25 protein-coding genes are annotated in these 19608 nt (G+C 63.6%); 14 read left to right on the forward strand and 11 right to left on the reverse strand.

Features of this window, described 5'->3' with window-relative positions:
* Positions 1-8: 8 nt before the first annotated feature.
* The 8 genes from tmk to DFR43_RS13730 all read left to right on the forward strand — a co-directional run bounded on the left by tmk (position 9) and on the right by DFR43_RS13730 (position 6314).
* Positions 9-668 carry a dTMP kinase gene (gene tmk / locus DFR43_RS12085; RefSeq protein ID WP_133599052.1) on the forward strand — a complete coding sequence of 220 codons (660 nt, stop codon included), beginning with the start codon at positions 9-11 and terminating at the stop codon, positions 666-668.
* On the forward strand, positions 665-1660 hold the full coding sequence (locus DFR43_RS12090) for a DNA polymerase III subunit delta' (protein WP_133599054.1): 996 nt from the start codon (positions 665-667) through the stop codon (positions 1658-1660). Before tmk ends, DFR43_RS12090 begins: the two co-directional genes overlap by 4 nt.
* Positions 1661-1662: 2 nt before the next feature.
* Positions 1663-2022: a PilZ domain-containing protein gene (locus tag DFR43_RS12095; protein ID WP_133599056.1), complete on the forward strand. Its 360-nt coding sequence runs from the start codon at positions 1663-1665 to the stop codon at positions 2020-2022.
* A gap of 9 nt (positions 2023-2031) precedes the next feature.
* Positions 2032-2841 (forward strand): TatD family hydrolase, encoded by an 810-nt coding sequence (locus tag DFR43_RS12100; RefSeq protein WP_133599058.1) that lies wholly within the window; start codon positions 2032-2034, stop codon positions 2839-2841.
* A 41-nt stretch (positions 2842-2882) separates the two neighbouring features.
* Complete coding sequence (locus DFR43_RS12105; RefSeq protein WP_133599060.1) at positions 2883-3584, forward strand: ankyrin repeat domain-containing protein; 702 nt, start codon at positions 2883-2885, stop codon at positions 3582-3584.
* 98 nt (positions 3585-3682) lie between these two features.
* Positions 3683-4132, forward strand: coding sequence for a tripartite tricarboxylate transporter TctB family protein (locus DFR43_RS12110; RefSeq protein WP_133599062.1), 450 nt, complete (start codon positions 3683-3685; stop codon positions 4130-4132).
* 63 nt (positions 4133-4195) lie between these two features.
* The gene (locus DFR43_RS12115) at positions 4196-5707 is read left to right on the forward strand and encodes a tripartite tricarboxylate transporter permease (RefSeq protein WP_133599064.1); all 1512 of its coding nucleotides are present in this window, start codon (positions 4196-4198) and stop codon (positions 5705-5707) included.
* Between the two features lie 328 nt (positions 5708-6035).
* Positions 6036-6314, forward strand: coding sequence for a hypothetical protein (locus tag DFR43_RS13730; RefSeq protein WP_211338656.1), 279 nt, complete (start codon positions 6036-6038; stop codon positions 6312-6314).
* Positions 6315-6425: 111 nt separating this feature from the next.
* Here the strand turns inward: DFR43_RS13730 and DFR43_RS13990 are convergent, their stop codons facing one another.
* A complete protein-coding gene (locus tag DFR43_RS13990) occupies positions 6426-6824 on the reverse strand; it encodes a hypothetical protein (RefSeq protein WP_425471097.1) in 399 nt (132 codons plus the stop codon).
* Positions 6825-6876: 52 nt separating this feature from the next.
* On the opposite strand from DFR43_RS13990, the gene DFR43_RS12130 reads away from it, so the two are divergent.
* Genes DFR43_RS12130 through DFR43_RS12145 form a run of 4 tightly spaced genes read left to right on the forward strand, consistent with a single transcriptional unit; the run spans position 6877 to position 9877 of the window.
* Positions 6877-7683, forward strand: coding sequence for an ABC transporter substrate-binding protein (locus DFR43_RS12130; protein WP_133599068.1), 807 nt, complete (start codon positions 6877-6879; stop codon positions 7681-7683).
* Between the two features lie 13 nt (positions 7684-7696).
* Positions 7697-8383, forward strand: coding sequence for an ABC transporter permease (locus DFR43_RS12135; protein WP_133599070.1), 687 nt, complete (start codon positions 7697-7699; stop codon positions 8381-8383).
* Positions 8380-9093 carry an ABC transporter permease gene (locus tag DFR43_RS12140; RefSeq protein WP_133599072.1) on the forward strand — a complete coding sequence of 238 codons (714 nt, stop codon included), beginning with the start codon at positions 8380-8382 and terminating at the stop codon, positions 9091-9093. The genes DFR43_RS12135 and DFR43_RS12140 overlap by 4 nt, the downstream gene beginning before the upstream one ends.
* A gap of 7 nt (positions 9094-9100) precedes the next feature.
* Complete coding sequence (locus DFR43_RS12145; RefSeq protein ID WP_133599074.1) at positions 9101-9877, forward strand: ABC transporter ATP-binding protein; 777 nt, start codon at positions 9101-9103, stop codon at positions 9875-9877.
* A 20-nt stretch (positions 9878-9897) separates the two neighbouring features.
* Here the strand turns inward: DFR43_RS12145 and DFR43_RS12150 are convergent, their stop codons facing one another.
* From DFR43_RS12150 to DFR43_RS12165, 4 genes are all read right to left on the reverse strand, one after another.
* Positions 9898-10827: an LD-carboxypeptidase gene (locus DFR43_RS12150; RefSeq protein ID WP_133599076.1), complete on the reverse strand. Its 930-nt coding sequence runs from the start codon at positions 10825-10827 to the stop codon at positions 9898-9900.
* A gap of 25 nt (positions 10828-10852) precedes the next feature.
* Positions 10853-11920, reverse strand: a complete 1068-nt coding sequence (gene tadA / locus DFR43_RS12155; protein WP_133599078.1) for a tRNA adenosine(34) deaminase TadA — start codon at positions 11918-11920, stop codon at positions 10853-10855.
* Positions 11921-11966: 46 nt separating this feature from the next.
* Positions 11967-13055, reverse strand: coding sequence for a calcium/sodium antiporter (locus DFR43_RS12160; RefSeq protein WP_133599080.1), 1089 nt, complete (start codon positions 13053-13055; stop codon positions 11967-11969).
* Between the two features lie 95 nt (positions 13056-13150).
* Complete coding sequence (locus DFR43_RS12165) at positions 13151-14053, reverse strand: LysR family transcriptional regulator (RefSeq protein ID WP_133599082.1); 903 nt, start codon at positions 14051-14053, stop codon at positions 13151-13153.
* 130 nt (positions 14054-14183) lie between these two features.
* Between DFR43_RS12165 and DFR43_RS13650 the strand changes: the two genes are divergently transcribed.
* Positions 14184-14342 carry a hypothetical protein gene (locus tag DFR43_RS13650; RefSeq protein ID WP_164499748.1) on the forward strand — a complete coding sequence of 53 codons (159 nt, stop codon included), beginning with the start codon at positions 14184-14186 and terminating at the stop codon, positions 14340-14342.
* 41 nt (positions 14343-14383) lie between these two features.
* Here the strand turns inward: DFR43_RS13650 and guaA are convergent, their stop codons facing one another.
* From guaA to guaB, 4 genes are read right to left on the reverse strand one after another with little or no spacing between them, the layout of a single operon-like run.
* On the reverse strand, positions 14384-16000 hold the full coding sequence (gene guaA, locus DFR43_RS12170; RefSeq protein WP_133599084.1) for a glutamine-hydrolyzing GMP synthase: 1617 nt from the start codon (positions 15998-16000) through the stop codon (positions 14384-14386).
* A 55-nt stretch (positions 16001-16055) separates the two neighbouring features.
* Positions 16056-16472, reverse strand: coding sequence for a type II toxin-antitoxin system VapC family toxin (locus DFR43_RS12175; protein ID WP_133599086.1), 417 nt, complete (start codon positions 16470-16472; stop codon positions 16056-16058).
* 29 nt (positions 16473-16501) lie between these two features.
* Entirely contained in the window at positions 16502-16765 is a 264-nt protein-coding gene (locus tag DFR43_RS12180; RefSeq protein ID WP_133599088.1) for a type II toxin-antitoxin system Phd/YefM family antitoxin, read from the reverse strand.
* A gap of 59 nt (positions 16766-16824) precedes the next feature.
* A complete protein-coding gene (gene guaB / locus DFR43_RS12185; protein ID WP_133599090.1) occupies positions 16825-18294 on the reverse strand; it encodes an IMP dehydrogenase in 1470 nt (489 codons plus the stop codon).
* A gap of 105 nt (positions 18295-18399) precedes the next feature.
* On the opposite strand from guaB, the gene DFR43_RS12190 reads away from it, so the two are divergent.
* Positions 18400-18819: a DUF4124 domain-containing protein gene (locus DFR43_RS12190; protein WP_133599092.1), complete on the forward strand. Its 420-nt coding sequence runs from the start codon at positions 18400-18402 to the stop codon at positions 18817-18819.
* A 17-nt stretch (positions 18820-18836) separates the two neighbouring features.
* Here the strand turns inward: DFR43_RS12190 and DFR43_RS12195 are convergent, their stop codons facing one another.
* Positions 18837-19154 carry an RnfH family protein gene (locus DFR43_RS12195; protein ID WP_245988921.1) on the reverse strand — a complete coding sequence of 106 codons (318 nt, stop codon included), beginning with the start codon at positions 19152-19154 and terminating at the stop codon, positions 18837-18839.
* 2 nt (positions 19155-19156) lie between these two features.
* Complete coding sequence (locus DFR43_RS12200; protein ID WP_133599096.1) at positions 19157-19600, reverse strand: type II toxin-antitoxin system RatA family toxin; 444 nt, start codon at positions 19598-19600, stop codon at positions 19157-19159.
* Positions 19601-19608 lie beyond the last annotated feature (8 nt).

The following is a 19608-nucleotide window of genomic DNA, read 5'->3' on the forward strand; positions in this document are numbered from 1 at the left end:
AGGCCTTCATGTCATCCCAGCGTTGCTTTTTCATCACCTTCGAAGGCATCGACGGCGCGGGCAAGTCGTCCCATATCGATGCGCTGGCCCAGATGCTGCGGCAGCAGGGCCGCGAAGTCACGGTCACGCGCGAGCCGGGCGGCACCCCGCTGGCCGAGCAGTTGCGCGCCTTGCTCCTCAACGAACCGATGGATGCCCTCACCGAGGCCCTGCTGATGTTCGCAGCCCGGCGGGATCATCTGCGGCGCGTCATCGAGCCTGCGCTGGCCCAAGGGCACACCGTGCTGTGCGACCGTTTCACCGACGCCACTTATGCCTATCAGGGCTATGGGCGGGGCTTTGACCTTCAAATCCTCGACACGCTGGAAAACTGGGTCCAGGCCAGTGATGCCCTGCAAGGTGGTGTCCGGCAGCCGGATCTCACGCTTTGGTTCGACGTGCCGCCGGCCGTGGCGGCGCAGCGGCTCAGCCAGGCCCGAACACCCGACAAATTCGAAGCCATGCCCCAAGCGTTCTTCGCCCGGGTGGCCGAAGGGTATGCCGAACGGCAGCGTCAATCGCCGCAGCGCTTTGCCCGGATCGACGGCGACCTGCCGCGCGACGCCGTGTGGCAGCAGGTGGTGGACGCCTGTATGGCCCATGGCGTGCTGCAAAGGTCGAGCGCATGAAGCTGCCCCCCTGGCTGCAACGCCAACACGACCGCCTTCGCCACCAGCGCGGGCACGCCCTGCTGCTGGCCGGCCCTGCCGGGCTGGGCCAATATCCACTGGCTTTGGCGCTGGCCCGAACCTGGCTGTGCGACCAGCCGGGCGAGGCAGGCGCCTGCGGGCTTTGCCCGAGTTGCCACGCCATCGACGTGCGAACCCACCCGGATCTGTTCGTCCTCATGCCCGAGACCCTGGCGCTGGCGCTGGACTGGCCCCTGGACCCCAAAACCCAAGACAAGATCGACCGCAAAGAGCTCAAGCCCGGCAAATTCATCCGGGTAGAGCCCACGCGTGAGGCCATTGCCTTCACCCAGACCACCCGTTCGCGCGGCGAGACCAAGGTGGTGCTCATTCACCCAGCCGATCGGCTCAACGTCGAATCGGCCAACACCTTGCTCAAGACGCTGGAGGAGCCACCAGGCGCGGTGCGTTTCCTGCTCACCACCGAGGCCGCGCATGCCGTGCTGCCGACCATCCGCAGCCGCTGCCTGACCCACACCTTGGGCTGGCCGCAGCCCGACGAGGCACTGGCCTGGCTCGGCCAGCACACCACTGTCGCCGAGCCCGAGGTGCTGTTGAAAGCCGCTGGTGGCAGCCCTGAAGCCGCGCATGCGTGGATCGAGGCCGGCCTGACGGCGCAGACCTGGCGTCAACTGCCGCGCTGCGTGGCCGAGGGCGACTTCGGCCCCATGGCCGACTGGCCTGCGACCCGACAGATGGACGTGCTGCTCAAGCTCTGCCACGACCTCATGGCCGTCGGCGCGGGGGCCGGGCCTCGCTACTTTGCCATCGAAGACCTGCCTGTGCCCCCGTCCATGCTGGCACTCAACCGCTGGTACAAAGACCTCATCGCTGCCGCCCGGACGATGGAGCACCCCTTCAACCCCGCCCTGCAACAGGAAGCCTGGGCCTTGCGCGCGCGCAGCGCCCTCGCGCTACACTCCGAAGCATGAGCATGGCCGAACAACCGGGCGCCCCGCGCCCTACCGTCATCCAGCTGTCGATCAAGGAAAAAGCCGCCTTGTATGCGGCCTATATCCCCCTGTTCACGGAAGGGGGCATCTTCGTGCCTTCTTCGCGCGAATACAAACTGGGCATGGATGTGTACGTGCTGCTCACCTTGCCCGACGATCCGCAACGCTACCCGATCGCGGGCAAAGTCGCCTGGATCACGCCGCCTGGCGCCACCGGCGCCCGTACCCAAGGCATCGGCATTCGCTTTCCGGCAGACGAGAAATCCCGCCAACTCAAAGCCCGCATCGAAGAAATCCTGGGCGCTCACTTGGCCTCCGACCGGCCAACGCAGACCGTCTGAACTCCGTTCATGTTCGTCGATTCTCACTGCCACCTCACGTTTCCCGAACTCTCCGCCGAACTGCCTGCCATCTTGCAAGCCATGCGGGACGCCGCGGTCGATCGGGCGCTGTGCATCTGCACCACGCTGGAGGAGTTCCCCGCCGTGCGTGAGCTCGCCCACCGACATCCTCACCTGTGGGCCACGATTGGGGTCCACCCCGACAACGAGGGGGTTCGAGAGCCTACCGTCGAAGACCTGTGCGAGGGCGCCCAAGACCCTCGGGTCGTGGCCATCGGCGAAACCGGGTTGGACTACTACCGCCTGGGCGAGCGCACGGTCGCTGACATGGCCTGGCAACGCGAGCGCTTTCGCGTGCACATCCGGGCCGCTCGGCTGACCAACCTGCCCCTGGTGATCCACACCCGCAGCGCCTCTGCCGATACGCTGAGCCTCCTCAAAGAGGAGGGCGGCTTCCTGAGTGCGCCAACCTCTGGGTTGCCCCAAGCCCGCGGCGTCTTCCACTGCTTCACGGAAAGCGCCGAAGTGGCCCGGGCCGCGCTCGATCTGGGGTTCTACATTTCGTTTTCCGGGATCATCACCTTTCGCAACGCCGCCGAACTGCGCGATGTCGCGCGCATGGTGCCGCTGGACCGCTGTCTCATCGAAACCGACAGCCCCTACCTCGCACCCGTGCCGCACCGTGGCAAAACCAACACCCCGGCCTACGTTCCCTGGGTGGCGCGACAGTTGGCCGAACTGCACGGCACGAGCGTGGAAGCCGTCGCCCACGCCACGACGCGCAACTTTGAACATTTGTTCGGGAAAACGACTCCATAGCCACAAGGTTGCATCACTCTCTCAGGCTTCGAGTCGCTGGCATGCCCGAAAAAATCCTCATCAATTCTTTTCAAAAAATCATATACCTGATTGCTTTTTCAGGATTTCTTCTCTTTCATCTCCCGAGCGCTGCGCAACAGGGCTCTTACGAACGCTTTTTCACCGCCATCCTGCGTGACGACGTTCGGACGCTCGAGCGCCTCGCCGAAGCCGGTTTTGACCTCAACGCCCCCAGCCCGGATCTGGAGCCCCCCCTGTTTCTGGCCGTCAAGAGCGAATCGCTACGGGCGGCGCGCTTCCTCATCGAGCGCCCCGAGGTGAATGTGGATGCCCGCGGCAGCGCAGATGAAAACGCCCTCATGATCGCCGCGCTCAAGGGCCAGTTGGATCTGGTCGAAGCACTCATCGCCCGACGCGCGCAGGTCAACAAGCCCGGCTGGACGCCGCTGCACTATGCCGCCACCCACAAAGGCCCGAATGCGCCAGCCATCACCCGACTGCTGCTGGAACACCACGCCTTCATCGACGCCGAATCCCCCAACAAAACCACGCCATTGATGATGGCTGCGCACTACGGCCACCCGATGGTGGTGCGCATCTTGCTGGAAGAGGGGGCCGATCCGATGGCACGCAATGAGCAAGGTCTGACCGCGATCGACTTTGCCCACCGCGCAGGCCGCACCGACATGGCCGAACTCATCGCCTCCTTCGTGCGCCAGCGCCAGCCGAGGGGCACCTGGTAAGCCTCGTCCCGAGCGGCCTTACGTGCAATTACTTAAACACGACCACGCCATTTGCGGTTCCAATCCTAGCCTGTAGTCCAATCACAGCAGGAGACCGCATGTGGAATAGAGATTACCGAGACGTCATCGGCGGCTTGGCGATGATGGCCATCGGCATCTTCGTGGCCTGGCACGCCTACCAGGAATATGACATGGGCCAACTCAACCGCATGGGGCCAGGCTTCTTCCCGGTGAGCCTGGGTGTGCTGCTGGCCGTGCTGGGGCTCTTCATCACCATTCCCGCCTTGCTGCGTGAAGGCTCGCCCGTCAAGGTCGAGCTCAAAACGCTCGTTCTCGTGACGGTGAGCATCGGTGTGTTCGCTCTGCTGCTCAAACCGCTGGGAATCGTATTGGCCACCGTGGTGGCGGTGCTGGTTTCCTCGTTGGCCGATCGCCAAATCACCTGGAAAGGCCGCATCGCCGTGGCCGTGGGCGTGGCCGCCGTCACCTGGGTCGTGTTCATCAAAGGGCTGAGCATGGTCCTGCCCGTCTGGCCCTGGAGCCCCTGAGGCAGGCGCGGCTTTGGCAACGCCCCGACCTCCATCCCCATACCCCATTCCACCCGAACACACATGGACATCGCCAACGAACTGCTGCTGGGCCTGCAATCGGCCTTGCAGCCCATCACCTTGCTGTATTGCTTCATCGGCGTTTTCCTGGGAACGCTCATCGGCGTGCTGCCGGGCATCGGGGCACTGGCCACGATCTCGCTGCTGCTGCCCGTGACCTACCACATCCCGCCCACGGCGGCCATCGTGATGCTGGCCGGCGTGTACTATGGCGCGCAGTACGGCGGCTCGACCGCTTCCATCTTGCTGAACCTGCCCGGCACCCCGTCGTCGGCCGTGGCCTGCCTGGACGGCTATCCCATGGCCAAACAGGGCAGGGCAGGCGTGGCCCTGTTCATGACCACGATCGCCTCTTTCGTCGGCTCCATGCTCGGCATCCTGGTGCTGGTGATGTTTTCACCCTCTATCGCTGAGTTGGGCTTGAAGTTCGGTCCGGCCGAATACTTCGCCATGATGCTTCTGGGCTTGATTGCCGCTTCCACGTTGGCGTCTGGCTCCGCCCTCAAGGGCCTGGCCATGGTCGTGCTGGGTCTGGTATTGGGCACCGTCGGGACCGACGTGAATTCCGGCGTGGCCCGCTTCGATTTCCAGATTCCCGAATTGATGGACGGAATCAACCTGGTGGCGCTCGCCATGGGCCTGTTCGGCATCGCGGAAGTGATTGCTTCCGTCAACAACACCCGAGACTCCAAAGTCCAGGAAAAAATCACCTTCCGCTCCATGACCCCGACGCGCAAAGACTGGAAGGAGTCCATCTTCCCCATGCTGCGTGGCACTGGCATTGGCAGCTTTTTTGGTGCCTTGCCGGGGACGGGCGCCAGCATTGCCTCGTTCATGTCTTACGCGGTGGAAAAGAAAGTTTCCAAAGACCCGGGCAAGTTCGGCAACGGGGCCATCGAGGGCATCACCGCCCCGGAGTCGGCCAACAACGCCGCGGCGCAAACGGCCTTCGTGCCCACACTGTCGCTCGGCATCCCGGGCGATGCCGTCATGGCGCTGATGCTGGGCGCACTCATCATCCACGGCATCCAGCCAGGGCCGCTGCTCATGACCCAGCAGCCCGACCTGTTCTGGGGCCTGATCGTGAGCTTTGGGATCGGCAACATCATGCTGATGATCCTGAACCTGCCGCTGATCGGCATTTGGGTGGCCATCCTCCGCATTCCCTACAACGTGCTGTATCCGGCCATCTTGGTGTTCATTTCGCTGGGCGTGTACAGCGTCAACAACAACACCTTCGATGTCTATATGGTGGCCTTGCTCGGGGTATTCGGTTACGCGCTGGCCGTGCTGAAGTTTGAAGTGGCTCCGCTGCTGCTGGGCTTCGTGCTCGGGCCCATGATGGAAGAAAACCTGCGCCGCGCCTTGCTGCTGTCGCGCGGCGACATGATGACCTTCATCGAGCGCCCCATCAGCGCAGGCTTCCTGGCCGTCGGTGCCGCCTTGATCTTATGGACGGCATTTTCCGCCTTCAAACGGGCGCTGCAACGCCGGGAGCGCCTGCAAGACCAATAATCCTCGTCTTCTCGTCCGTCAGACCCGCATGGGCACGCACACCCTGCGGGTGTACACTGAAGCCGCGCATTGGATCGACAAGGAGTTCGCTGTGCGGTGTTTGCTTTCTGGAATCATAGGTACTGGTTTATTGTGCGTAAGCGCCTGGGTGCAGGCTTCCGGGGCTTGGAGTTGGCTCGATGAGCGGGGGCAGCGCGTGTTCAGCGACACGCCACCTCCACAATCCGTCCCAGACCATCGTATCCTCCAGCGGCCTGCCGCAATACCTTCTGCACGAGGCGCTGCGTCAGCCAACGCGCCGACAGTTCCATCTAACGCAACGCCTCCGGTGCCTGCATCGCCCACCACCGGCGCCACTCCTGAGGACGAGGCCAAGCAGCAGGCACTGATCCGGCAAATTGAAGCCGAGGCCCGCGCGGTGGACAAGCGCAACGCGGAAATTCGGGCAGAAAACTGCCAACGAGCCAAAGCGGCACTCAGCGCCCTGGCCAGCAGCCATCGGTTAGTGACGGTCAATGAAAAAGGCCAGCGCGTGACGATGGACCAAAACATGCGAAATGCCGAACGGGCCCGTGTGGAACAAGCGATTGCCGAAAACTGTTTGTGAAAAAGGCGAACACGACGGCGGCATTTTCGCCAGCCGAACGTTCCACAATGTGTATTATGTTAAATGATATTGCCAATCGGATTGGCTGCATTATTAATCCGGACATGATCTTTAAGCGACTTTGAGTGCTCTTTCGGCTTGTAGGCGTTCGATCATGAAGTACTTGGCCAGCACCCTGCCGTACAAGATGTCGCCGTCATTGGGGTACCTCACGAGAAATGGGGGGAAACGGTCAAGGCAGTGGTGGTGTTGCACCCTGGTCAATCCGTTGACGAAGTCGAGCTGCGGGAGTGGTGCCGCCAGCGTCTGGCGGGCTACAAATGCCCAACCAGCGTGGATTTCATCGCCGAGGTCGAAATGCCTAGAACCGCCACTGGAAAGATCGTGCATCGGCATCTGCGCCAGCGGTATATCAGCACACACTGAATACCCCCTACCCAGTGGAAACCCCAAGACACCTTTTACAACGCGCTTGCCACTGGGCAGATAGAATCGGCACCATTCGGCCATGACGCAAGACTGCGCTCGTGGCCGAACTTCATTCACCGTTCAAGGAATTTTCATGAAAAACATCCTCCTGACCCTCGGTCTGGCTGCCACCGTGGCCTTGGTGGGTTGCGGCAAGAAAGAAGAAGCTCCCGCAGCAGCGGCCGCCAGCAGCACACCGGTTTTGCGGGTGGCCATCGACCCCACCTATGAACCGTTTACCTTCAAGACCGCCGATGGCAAGCCGGCCGGTTTCGATGTGGACATCGCTGAAGCCATCTGCGCCGAAATCCAGCGCCGTTGCGTGTACGTCGAGCAGGTGTGGGACAGCATGATCCCTGGCCTGCAGGCCCAGCAATACGATGTGATCATCAGCTCCATGTCCATCACCGAAGAACGCCAACAGGTGATTGATTTCTCTGACAAGTACTACAGCACGCCCAGCCGCATCGTCGTCAAGGAAGGCACGCCTTTCGAAACGCTCGAATCCCTCAAAGGCCTGCGCATCGGTGTGCTCAAAGGCAGTACCCAAGAGCGCTATGCTGTAGGTGAACTGCGACCTCTGGGGGTCAATGTTATTCCCTATGAAGCGCAAGATCAGGTCTATCTGGACATCCGCTCCGGCCGCCTGGACGGTACGGTGGCCGACATGGTGGAAGTCACCGGCGGCTTCTTGAGCAAACCGGAGGGCCAGGGCTACACGTTCGTCGGCCCGCTGCTCAATGACGAGAAGTACTTCGGCATTGGCATGGGCGTGGCCATGCGCAAGGGGCAGGACGAGCTCAAGCAGCAGATCAATCAGGCCATTCAGACCATCCGCGCCAACGGCACTTATCAGACCATCAGCGCGAAGTACTTTGACTTCGACGTTTACGGCGACTGATCGGGGCTGAGGCTTGTCGGGATACTACTTTCGTATCCTTGAGGGTGCCCTCCTGACGGTGGGCGTCTCGCTGGCCGCGCTGGGCGTGGCCATCGTACTGGGCTTGCTGGGTTCGGCCGCCAAGCTCTCGGGGCGCCGCCCGTTGGTATGGACGGCAACCGTCTATACGACGGTGATTCGCGGTGTGCCGGAACTGGTGTTGATGCTGCTCGTCTTCTATGGCGGCGCCATCGGCTTGAACCATCTCACGGCGGCCCTGGGCTTTTCCGGTCGTATCCGCATCGACCCGTTCACGGCGGGGGTGCTGACCATCGGATTCATCTACGGCGCCTACATGACCGAAACCTTCCGGGGCGCCATCATGGCCATTCCGAAAGGGCAAATGGAAGCGGCTTGGGCGTTCGGAATGGGGCCGGTGCGGACGTTTTTCCGCATCACCCTGCCGCAGATGGTGCGCTACGCCCTGCCCGGCTTCACCAACAACTGGCTGGTGCTGATCAAATCCACGGCGCTGGTCAGCCTGATCGGTCTGCATGAGATGACATACCGCGCCAAGCAGGCCAGCGCAGCCACGCGCGAGCCTTTCGTGTTCTTTCTGTTTGCAGCGGCTTTGTTTCTCATTTACACCAGCATTTCGCTGTGGGCCCTGCGCTGGCTGAACAACCGCTACAGCCTGGGCAATAAGAAGGTGAGCCTGTGAACTGGTCTGTCCTGGCGCGCCCGGAAAGCTTGGCTTTATACGCTGAGGGCCTAGCCACCACCCTGTGGCTGCTACTCGGATCGCTGGCAGCGGGGGGGATCATGGCCTTGTTGCTGGCATTGATGCTGACCAGCCGCATCGCCGTGCTGCGCTGGGTGGCCGGCGCCTACACATACTGCATCCGGGGTACGCCTTTATTGATCCAGGTGTACCTGATTTACTATGGTCTGGCGCAGTTGGAATGGATTCAGGCCCGTTGGGACACGGTCTGGCCCTGGACCTACTTCAAGGATGCCTTCTTCTGCGCACTGCTGGCCTTTGCACTGAACAACGCTGGCTACACCGCTGAAATGTTGGCCGGCGCCATTCGCGAGACCAGCCCGGGCGAGATCGAAGCCGCGCAGGCGATGGGCATGTCGCGCTGGCAGATCCAGCGCCGCATCGTGCTGCCCAGCGCGCTGCGCCGCACCCTGCCGCCCTACAGCAACGAGGTGGTGATGATGCTGCACAGCACCAGTTTGGCGAGCACCGTGCCGGCGATGCTGGACCTGACGGCAGCAGCCAGCCGCATCTACTCAACCTACTACCTGCCGTTCGAGGCTTATCTGTTCGCGGCAGGCATCTATCTGTGCATCACTTTCATGCTGGTGGGCGGTTTCAAATGGCTGGAAAACCGTTACCTGGCTCACCTCAAGCCCCGTACCCATTGATTCGTCCATGCCCTCCTCTCCTTTGAAATTGGAGGTTCACGACCTCCACAAGCGCTACGGTGAGCATGAAGTGCTCAAGGGCGTTTCGCTGTCGGCCCGCGCGGGCGATGTGATCAGCATCATTGGCAGCTCCGGTTCTGGCAAGAGCACCTTTCTGCGCTGCATCAACCTGTTGGAAAAACCTTACCAAGGCCGCATCGTGGTGGCCGGGGAGGAATTGCAACTCAAGCCGGGCCGCCAGGGGGAATTGGAGGCCATCCAGCCCCAGCAGCTTCAACGCCTGCGCACCAAACTGGCGATGGTGTTCCAGAACTTCAACCTCTGGGCCCACATGACGGTGCTGCAAAACATCATCGAAGCGCCCGTGCATTTGCTCAAGGTGCCCAAGGACCAAGCGGTGGAGAAGGCTCGCAAATATCTGGAGCGCGTCGGACTCCGGGGCGTTGAGGATCGCTATCCTGCCCACTTGAGCGGTGGGCAGCAGCAGCGGGTGGCCATCGCTCGGGCCTTGGCGGTGGAGCCAGAGGTGATGCTGTTCGATGAACCCACCAGCGCACTCGACCCCGAACTGGTGACCGAGGTGCTGCGCGTGATGCAAAAGCTCGCGGAGGAGCACCGCACCATGGTGGTGGTCACCCATGAAATGGGGTTCGCGCGTGAAGTCTCCAACCACTTGATCTTCCTGCACCAAGGACGCATCGAAGAGCAAGGCCCCCCCCGAGAGGTGTTGGCCAACCCCAAAAGCGAGCGGCTGGCGCAGTTCCTGGCGGGCAGCCTGAAGTAGGGTCGCGTGCCCTGCCCCGTTCAGTCGCCCCAGAACATCAAGGCTTCACGGCCCTGCACATACAGATCGACCGGCCGCCCCACAGGCAACATGACTTTGGTGGGCACGTGCCCGAAGGGCAGCCCCGTCAATACCGGGACGGACACTTGGCCACGCAGCCAATCGATCACCCGCTGAAGATTGAACCCGCGATCGTGGGGCGTGAGTTGGTATCGATTGAAACTGCCCAGCAGGATCGCCCGCTGCCGCCCCAGCACACCGGCATGCAAGAGTTGGGTCAGCATCCGTTCGATGCGGTAGGGATGCTCGGCCACGTCTTCCAAGAACAGGATGCCCTGCTCCACGGCAGGGAAATAAGGGGTGCCCAGCAGGGCGCAAAGGACCGAAAGGTTGCCGCCCCATAGCACGGCCCCTTCGGCTGCCCAGCCGGCTTCCCCGGCTAGCCAGGGATGCGCCTTGAAGTCTGCCGCAGGCAGCCTCCAGCCCGTTCCTTCGCCCACGCCGGTGATCAGATCATCGAAGCACGCCTGCATGATGTCGTCGGGCTCCTGCTCGCCCGCCCAGTCTTCCATCAAGGCTGGGCCGGCCCAGGTGGGCATGCCCTGTCGGGCCAGAGCGGCCAGTTGCAATGCCGTGAAGTCGCTCAGGCCAATCCATGCCGCGCCCTGCTCGACCGAGCGCGCCATGGCCTCATAAGGCAATCGGTGCAGCAAGCGGGTCAAGCCGTACCCGCCTCGGGTGGTCAATAGCACCTGCGCACCGCTGGCCGCGGCGCGCTCGATGGCGGCCAGCCGGGTGTCGTCATCCCCGGCAAAACGCTGATGGCTGGCCAAGGCTGCCGGATCCACTTCCACGTCATGGCCCTGGGCCTGCAAGCGTTTGAGGGCGCGGCGGAAGCCCGCCTTGTCGCGGACGGCGCCGCTGGGAGAGTACAGATAGATATGGGCCATGGCCCGATTATGGCGTCGGTGCCGATCACGCCGTCGGCCAAGGCCAGGCTTTGAGCGCAGCCCGGTGGCCATCGTCGGGGTACGGCAGCTGGCGCCAATCGGGCGGCAGCCCCTCGGGCAAGGCGGGCTGCTGGATGACGCATGACGCGGCATCCAGCCCCAGGCGCTGGCAAAGGGCTTGGGCCAGCGTGGCCTGTTCGGGCATTGTCCAGATCTGATAGCCCGCCACCTCCTCGCCTTCTAGGTTCAGCAGCCATTCGCTCACGATCGCCGCATGCCGCTCCAGGGTGTGCCAACGGGGCTTTTTGGGCTTGTCGCTCATGCCAAAGCCGATCAAATCCGGCAACAGAACGCGATGCCCTTTCTCCAGCATGTGCTCGGCCACGGCAGCCCATTGCGGCCACCAGCCATCGGGCCCATGCAGGAAAAGGATCGTGGGTGATGTTGTCCGCGCTGGGCGCTGGGCCATCCAGTGCAGGCGCAGCCCGGCCAGCGCGTGCCCCGCCCATGTCGAATGTGCGTGTGCGCGCCAACCTGGCAAGGCCAGCCACACAGGCTCGAAGGCGGCCTCGGGCGTGCGCAAGGCGTCGTCGCGCAACGGCGCGGCCTGCGCCTTGGCCTTGCGGCGTTGCTCGGCAAAAAAAGCCTGCATCAAGGCCCGGCAACGCGCCTCCTCCACACCACCCAGCACCTGGGTGTGGTGGTTGAGGGCCGGATGGCCGAGCACGTCGATCACCGATCCGGCGGCACCGGTTTTGGGTTCTGCGGCCCCATACACCACCCGGGCCAGCCGTGCATGCAAAGCCGCCTGGGCACACATGGCGCAAGGCTCCAGGGTCACGTACAGCACGCAGCCGTCCAAGCGGTAATTGCCCAGAGCGGCAGCCCCGACCCGCAATGCCAGCATTTCGGCATGGGCGCTGGGGTCGTTCAGGCCGATGGGCCGGTTGTGGGCCCGGGCCAGAATCTCGTCCGCCTGCCCCGGGCCGCCGGGACGCACCAGCACGGCGCCCACAGGCACCTCGCCTGCGGCCGCCGCGCGGCGGGCCTCATCGATCGCCAGCCCCATGTAGTAGGCATCATCGGCTTGCATTGCGCAGCCGATTATCCATGCCTGCCACCAGGCATGGCGGTGTCGCTCATCCACGGCCACCCGGCTCGCGCAGCCAGAGCACCACCAGCGTGACCAAGGTCAAAGGCAGCACAAAGCCCAGCATCACCGCGGAAAACGCGTACAACTGCGCGTGTTGCTGGGCCGCCAGAATCAGGTAAGTCGCGTAGGCCACGTAATAAGCCAGAAACACGCCGCCTTCCCAACGCGCAATGGAGCGGCCTGTCAGAAAAATCGGCAGGCAAGCCATGGCCACGGCCAACATGACCCACATATCGAAATGCCGCAGCGAATCGGCCAACGTCAGGCCGGCCTGCCCAGAGACCAATCCACTCACCCCCACCACGCCGAGGATGTTGAACGTGTTGCTCCCCACCACGTTGCCCACGGCGATGTCGCGCTCGCCTTTGAGGGCGGCAGCGATGGAGGTGGCGACCTCTGGCATGGAAGTGCCAGCGGCCACGATGGTCAACCCGATGACCAGATCGCTCACGCCCCAGGCCCGGGCAAAAGCCACCGCAGCGTCCACCAGCCGGTCTGCCCCCCAGACCAGCAGGGCCAGGCCCACCGCGATCAAAGCCCATTGCACCCAGGGGCGCGCATCCCATGCGCCAGTGCTCGGGGGCTGCACTGCTTCGTCGAACACTGTGGGGCTGGCGACAGCCTGGGCGCTCCGAGACTGAATGACCAGGTAGGCGGTATAAGCGCACAACAAGGCAAACAGCAAGCCCCCCTCCCAGAAAACGATACGCCCATCCAAGCCCAACAACGCCAACAACAGCGATGCCCCGAGCATGATCGGCACCTCCTGCCGGATCAATTGCTGATGCACCACCAGGGGCACGATCAAGGCGCTGAGGCCCAGGATGAACAGCACGTTGAAAATGTTGCTGCCGACCACATTGCCCACGGCAATATCGGTTTGTCCGCCCAAGACCGCGCTGGTCGAGACTGCCAATTCCGGCGCGCTCGTGCCAAACGCCACGATGGTCAGCCCCACCACCAACGGCGAAATCCCCAAGGTCAGCGCCAGCTTGGAGGCCCCGCGCACCAAGGCATCCGCCCCCAGCACCAACGCCCCTAGCCCCACCACAAACCAGAGCCCATCCAGCCACATGTCATGCCTTCCAGCGACCGGGCACATGCCCGCTGCCGCTACTGTGCCGCAAAAGGGGATGCGGTTTGCGCAGGCCGCGCGGCAGTCGGGCTTCGTCAAAACCGAAGCGAGGCTTCGGCAGCCGCTGCCAGAATTTGCTTCACGAGAGGATGATGCAAGCCACGCCGCGAACGAATGGCGTGAATTTCCTCGTACAACCCGGCGCTGCGCCCCAAGCAGCGCAAGCGCCACGAAGGCGCCAGACGATCGGCACCGAACACGGCCAAGGGAAACACGCCCATGCCTTCGGCGGCGAACAGCGCCATGAGGCCACTGTCCTCGAATTCACCCACCACATGCGGCACGATGTGATGCGCCTCGAACCACCGCTCGATACGGGTGCGCAAGCCACTGTGGGCGGTGGGCAACAGCACGGGCAACTGCGCCAACTGCTCCACCAAGGGAGCGCGAGGACGCGCCTTGAGCAAACGCGCTGGCCCGTACCAATCCACGGGGCATGCCATCAAGCGGTCACTGACCAGGCGCTGGCTGTCCGAACGGGCCGGCGGCTGGGAGGCCAGCACCAGATCCAGCCGATGCAAGGCCAACTCCGCCATGAGGGGCTCGACCTCGCCATCGTGACAGGTCAGCCTCAAGGTCGGCGCGCCCAGCACGGGCTGCAACAGCGCGTGCACGGCCAGCTTGGACAAGCCATCCGACACCCCCACCGCCAAGCGCGCCGCCGGCGCGGCCGCCGCCTGGGCCACGGCTTCGGGAATGGCCTCGCCCAACTGAAAGATGGTCTCGGCCCTGGCAAAAGCGGCTTGGCCAGCCTCGGTCAACGCCACCCCTCGACCCGCGGGCTTGAGCAACTGGTAGCCCAAGGTTTGTTCCAGCGCTTTGACCTGGGCAGTGATGGTCTGGATGGCCATGTCCAGCCGCTGCGCCGCGCGGGCAAAGCCTCCTTCCTTGGCCACTACCCAAAAGTAATACAGATGCCGGTAGTTCAACCCTGACATGATGCGGCCCTACAGCGATGATCAAAGACCCGTTCGGAAAAACCGAAGCACCCGTGCGAGGCAGCCTGCTGGCTGCGGGCGCACCCGAGCGGGCAACATCATGCCCTTGACCAGACACTCAGGACCTTGCATGAAGCCCGACACCATCGCCCTCGCCGGCCTGTCCTTGACCATGATCATCGCCAGTTGGGGATCGCGTCGCAACGGCGACACCCCACGCGATTTTCTCGCCATGGTCACGGTCACTGCGCTACTGCTCATCGGCACCTTGGCGAGCGTTTTCTTTTGACGCCCAGCGCTGGGGCCGTGCGTACCGGTGGGCAGCCTGGATCACTCCCACTCGATCGTCGCGGGCGGCTTGGAGCTGACGTCGTAGGTGACGCGGTTGATGCCGCGCACCTCGTTGATGATGCGGCTGGAGACGCGCTTGAGCAGGCCATACGGCAGCTCGGCCCAGTCGGCGGTCATGAAGTCGCTGGTCTGCACTGCGCGCAGCGCGACCACGTAGTCGTAGGTGCGGCCGTCGCCCATCACGCCCACGCTCTTGACCGGCAGGAACACCGCGAACGCCTGGCTGGTCAGGTCGTACCAGCTTTTGCCGGAGTTCGGCTCGATGGTGGAGCGCAGCTCCTCGATGAAGATGGCATCGGCCCGGCGCAGCAGGTCGGCGTATTCTTTCTTGACTTCGCCAAGGATGCGCACGCCCAGCCCCGGCCCCGGGAATGGGTGGCGGTAGACCATGTCGTGCGGCAGGCCCAGCGCCACGCCCAGCTCGCGCACCTCGTCCTTGAACAGGTCGCGCAGCGGCTCCAAGAGCTTCAAGCCCAGCTGCTCGGGCAGGCCGCCAACGTTGTGGTGGCTCTTGATCGTGACCGCCTTCTTGCTCTTGGCGCCGCCGGATTCGATCACGTCCGGGTAGATGGTGCCCTGGGCCAGCCACTGGATGCCCTTGGAGCCGGGGCGCGCGGCCTTGAGTTTTTCCGCTTCGGCCTTGAAAACATCGACGAACAGCCGCCCGATGATCTTGCGTTTCTGCTCCGGGTCGGTCACGCCGGCCAGTTCGCGCAGGAACAGGTCGCTCGCGTCCACCCGGATCACCCGGGCGTGCAGCTTGCCGGCGAACATGTCCATCACCATGTCGCCTTCGTGCAGGCGCAGCAGGCCATGATCGACGAACACGCAGGTGAGCTGATCGCCGATGGCCCGGTGGATGAGCGCTGCGGCCACCGAGGAATCGACCCCGCCCGAGAGGCCCAGCAACACCTCCTCGTCGCCGACCTGGGCGCGGATGGCCGCCACCGCCTCCTTGATGTGGTCGCGCATGATCCAGTCGGGCTTGGCGCCGCAGACCTCCAACACAAAGCGCTCCAACATCGCCCGGCCCTGCACGGTGTGCGTCACCTCCGGGTGGAACTGCACGCCGTAGAAGCGCCGCGCCTCGTCGGCCATGCCGGCGATTGGGCACGAATCGGTGCTGGCCATCAGCTTGAAGCCGGGCGGCATTTCGGTGACTTTATCGCCATGGCTCATCCACACTTTCAGCATGCCGTGCCCTTCGGGCGTGTGGAAGTCGGCGATGTCCTTCAGCAGCGCGGTGTGGCCGCGGGCACGCACCTCGGCGTAACCAAACTCCCGATGGGGCGAGCCTTCGACCTTGCCCCCGAGTTGCTGCGCCATCGTCTGCATGCCGTAGCAGATGCCCAGCACCGGCACGCCGAGCTCGAACACCGCGTCGGGGGCGCGGTCGTCCACCTCGTAGACGCTGGCGTGGCTGCCCGAAAGGATGATGCCCTTGAGCCGCCCGTCGGCGGCGTACTGCCGCACCCACTCGCTGCTGACGTCGCAGGGGTGAACCTCGCAGTAGACGTGTGCTTCGCGCACACGGCGGGCAATCAACTGCGTGACCTGGGAGCCGAAATCGAGGATGAGAATCTTATCGTGCGACATAGGGGTCATAAATGGGGGCAGGTCAAATGCAGGGGCGAATAACCGGTCAACACACTCACAAGTCCAGACAGGTCACGCCGAGCTGATGGGCGGCGGCTTTCATCGGTTGGTCAAACGTGGCCAGATGCGCGTTCAATCGACGGGCCAGCTCTACATAGGAGGCGTCGTAGTAGCTCAAGCCGGTTGTCATGGCGATGTCCAAAGTGCTTTGCTGAATGTGCATGTCGGGCACCTGGTCGAGCACGATCCTCGGGTAGCGGAAAGTGCGCAAAAGATCAGGGATATCGGCCGCCATGATGTGCCCTTTGCGCGCGTAGGTTTGAAGCACATTCGCCGACTCCCACAGCCAAAGCACCGGAGCGTGCAAGATGCGTCGGCTTTTGTAGCCGTCCAGAAAAAGCTGCTCAGCGGCCTTACAGCCCGGCCGATCTTGAAACAACCAGGTCATACTGACTGAGGCGTCGATCACCACCTCGGGCAGTCTGGGAGGGGGAGAGGCCATCAAAACCGCCGCCCTTCGTCCCGAAAGCGCTTCCAATCTTCTGGCCGAGCCATTGGAGCGATTTTGGACCGAGCAGCGGCCAGCACGGCCAACGCCTCGGCTTCCAGTTGGGCATCGGATTGGCGAAGCGGCGGCGCTTCGGCCGCCACCAATTTGACCACGGCCTTGCCATGACGGGTGAGCACGATTTCTTCACCCCGCTCAGCCGCATGCACCAAGCTGGAGAGCTGATTCTTGGCTTGAGCAATGGTGACAGTTTGCATGATTCACCCTCAATATGGCCACAATTAAGAAAATTATGGCCATATTTTAAAGCGAGCGCTCAATCAGCGCGGTAGTTGGGCGCTTCCTTGGTGATCTGCACGTCGTGCACGTGGCTTTCGCGGATGCCGGCTGCGGTGATCTCGACGAATTCGGCCCGGTTGCGCATCTCTTCGATGGTGGCGCAACCGCAATACCCCATGGCCGCCCGCAGGCCGCCGGCCATCTGGAAAATGATGGCCACCACCGACCCCTTGTAGGGCACGCGGCCTTCGATGCCCTCGGGCACCAGTTTGTCGGCATTCGGGTTGCCGGTGCTGGACTCCTGGAAGTAGCGGTCGGCGCTGCCCTGCTGCATGGCGCCGATGGAGCCCATGCCGCGGTAGCTCTTGTAGCTGCGGCCTTGGTAGAGGATCACCTCGCCGGGCGCTTCCTCGGTGCCGGCAAACATGCCGCCCATCATGACGCTGCTGGCGCCAGCCGCGATGGCTTTGGCAATGTCACCGCTGTAGCGGATGCCGCCATCGGCAATCAGCGGCACGCCCGTGCCTTGCAGCGCCGTGGCCACGTTGTCGATGGCGGTGATCTGCGGCACGCCCACCCCCGCCACGATGCGGGTGGTGCAAATGGAGCCCGGCCCGATACCGACCTTCACGCCGTCGGCGCCGGCCTCCACCAAGGCCAGCGCGGCCGCGCCGGTGGCGATGTTGCCACCAATGACCTGCACCTGCGGGTAGTTTTGCTTGACCCAGCGCACGCGGTCGATCACGCCCTTGCTGTGGCCATGCGCCGTATCCACCACGATGGCGTCCACGCCGGCTTTGACCAAGGCTTCGACGCGCTCTTCGGTGCCAGCGCCCACGCCCACGGCAGCGCCTACGCGCAAGCGGCCGTTTTCGTCGCGCGCGGCGTTGGGGAAGTTGAGCTGCTTGGTGATGTCCTTGACGGTGATCAGACCCTTGAGCTCGAACGCGTCATTGACCACCAGCAGGCGTTCCAGCTTGTGCTTGTTCAGCAGCGCTTTGGCGGCCTCGGGCGTGGTGCCTTCTGGCACCGTCACCAGGCGCTCGCGCGGCGTCATGATCTCGCGCACGGGAGCGTCCATGCGGGTTTCGAAGCGCAAATCGCGCCCCGTCACGATGCCGACCACCTTGCCGCCTTCGATCACCGGGAAGCCCGAAACCCCGAGTTCGTCGGACAGCGCCATGACCTGCCGCACCGTGGTGGACGGATCGATGACGACCGGATCGCGCAGCACACCCGATTCATAGCGCTTGACCTTGGCCACATGGGCGGCCTGCTCTTGCGCCGACAGGTTTTTGTGGATGATGCCAATGCCCCCTTCCTGGGCGATGGCGATGGCCAGCCGGGCTTCGGTGACCGTGTCCATGGCCGCGGAAACCAGGGGCAGGTTGAGGGAAATGCCGCGTGTGAACTGGGTCGCGAGGGAAGTGTCCTTGGGCAGGACTTGGGAGTACGCCGGCACCAACAACACGTCGTCGAAGGTCAGCGCTTTTCCGAGTAGGCGCATGTCTGAGGGCTCCAAAAACATTATTGTAAAGGCGCCTTGGGTCCGTTCTTCGTTTACAGTGCGGCCTCAAACGAGCCTTCGGATGACAACGACAGGGAGAAGCGCATGAAAACGGGACAGGCACCCCACCCCGGCAAGGGCTGGTGGCGAATCGCCACCGTCTTGATCTGGGCCTGGGCCGCTGGCTGCGCCAGGGCAGACATGTGGATCTGGCTCGACGACAACGGCCGTCGCGTCCTCAGCGACCGGCCTCCCCCCGCGTCGGTGCCGCCGCAGCACATCTTGCAAAGACCCGCGCCGGCCGTCACGCCCCCGGCAGACACGCCCACACGCCCCGCCCCGACGACACCGGCCGAGATCCGTGCCGATAACTGTCAGCGGGCCCAAGCTTCGCTGGCCGTGCTCAAGGGCCCGCACACCTTGCTCATGCCCGATGAGCAAGGCCGCCCCGTCCCGATGGATGAGGCCATGAAACGCGCCGAGCGTGCACGGCTGCGCCAGATCATCCGAGACAACTGCCGTTGAGCGTCGCCGTCAGCGCCTCAGTAGCCGGGCTTGCCACCCGGACGGCGGCGGGCAAACAGGCCCGCGGCACGCGCTCCCTGTCGGCCAAAACGCTCCCGGCGCGCCACCTTGGGATCGACCCGCAAGGGGCGATAGACCTCCACCCGGTCCAGGGGCTGCAGCCGGGTGTCTAGATGGGCCTTGCGGCCCCAGATGCCCACGTCCAGGCCTTGCCACGTCTGAACCGGCCAGCCAGTGGCCTGCAAAGCCTCGGCCACCGTGGCGCCTTCGGGAAGGTCGAGCATCACTTCCTTCACCTGCCTGGGCGCGGGGCTGTGCGCAACGGTCACCTGCATGGTCATTCCCCGTACACCTGATCGGCGCGCTTGACGAACGCATCCACCAGGCTGCCGGCAATCTTGTCGAACACCGGTCCCACCAACGCTGCCAGCGCGGCGCTGGAAAAGCCATAGTTGAGCGTGAAGTCGATGCGGCAGGCGCGTGACTGCCCATCGCCCACGGGCTTGAACTCCCAAGTGCCGTCCATGTGCGAAAACGGGCCATCCACCAGTTCCAGGTGAATGCGCCGGTCATCGACATGGGTGTTGCGGGTGGTGAAGCTCTTTTTCAGGCCACCAATCGACATGCCGATGGAGGCAACCATGCCATCGGGCGTGCGCTCCAACACCTTCCCGTGGCTGCACCAAGGGAGAAACTCAGGATAACGCTCCACATCGGTGACCAGCGCGAACATCTCGTGCGGGCTGTGCCAGATGAGAACGGTCTTGTGAATGCTCTTCATCGAAGCCT

The sequence above is a fragment of the Tepidicella xavieri genome (assembly GCF_004363315.1).
GTDB classification, from domain to species: domain Bacteria; phylum Pseudomonadota; class Gammaproteobacteria; order Burkholderiales; family Burkholderiaceae_C; genus Tepidicella; species Tepidicella xavieri.